This window comes from Amycolatopsis sp. WAC 04182 (assembly GCF_003947465.1).
Classification (GTDB): domain Bacteria; phylum Actinomycetota; class Actinomycetes; order Mycobacteriales; family Pseudonocardiaceae; genus Amycolatopsis.
Genome location: NZ_QHJJ01000060.1, coordinates 1 through 643, shown reverse-complemented (window position 1 = coordinate 643; position 643 = coordinate 1). Strand labels below are relative to the sequence as shown.

The following is a 643-nucleotide window of genomic DNA, read 5'->3' as shown; positions in this document are numbered from 1 at the left end:
TCGACCTGAACAAGGAATGCTGGGCCGCCAAGGACCTGGCGCCCGACGACCCCCGTATCGAGGAGCTCGCGACCGCCGTGGCCGAGCGGTTCCTCGCCAACCCCGCGTTGCTCGCGACCTCGAAACGCCTGCGGGCCCGCGCCGACACCACCCGGTACGGCCTGCTCAACCACCACGGCGAGGACCAGGCGGCACCGGCCATGGCCCGGCTGACCGCGCTGGTCGAGGCGAAACTCCGGGCCGCCGGCGTGGACATCCCCCACCAGTGACCGCACACTTCGCCGCGCCGATCGGCCGGGCCGCTGTCGGGTGCGTCACGAGCGCCGGCAGCCGAGCGCCGGCCCCCGTCCGGCGTTCGGCGCTCGGCGCTCGGCGCTCAGGTCAGTCGATGGTCGTGCCGGTGACCAGCGGCAGCGAGATCGAGGTGCCGGCCAGGTCGACGGTGACCCTGGTCCCGGTGCCGGGTTCGAGGTCGGGGTCCTGGGGGAGGGCGGCGTTGGTGCCGGTCAGCACCAGGCCGAGCCGGTGTCCCGCCTTGAACTCGTAGTCCTGCGGCAACATCTTCCAGCTGATCCGGTACGGCCTGCCGGGCGTCAGCGGGGTCGAGCGGCTGAGCGACCTGTGGTTCTGCGCGTCCAGGATC

At 72.9% G+C, this 643-nt stretch carries 1 protein-coding gene and 1 pseudogene; one reads left to right on the top strand and one right to left on the bottom strand.

Annotation, left to right across the window (positions count from 1 at the left end; translation table 11 throughout):
• Positions 1–269: pseudogene (locus tag DMH01_RS42505) on the top strand (MerR family transcriptional regulator); the annotation flags it as partial.
• A gap of 112 nt (positions 270–381) precedes the next feature.
• On the opposite strand, the gene DMH01_RS42500 reads toward DMH01_RS42505, so the two are convergent.
• A partial coding sequence (locus DMH01_RS42500; RefSeq protein WP_305016654.1) for a CocE/NonD family hydrolase C-terminal non-catalytic domain-containing protein occupies positions 382–643 on the bottom strand: 262 nt, incomplete at its 5' end.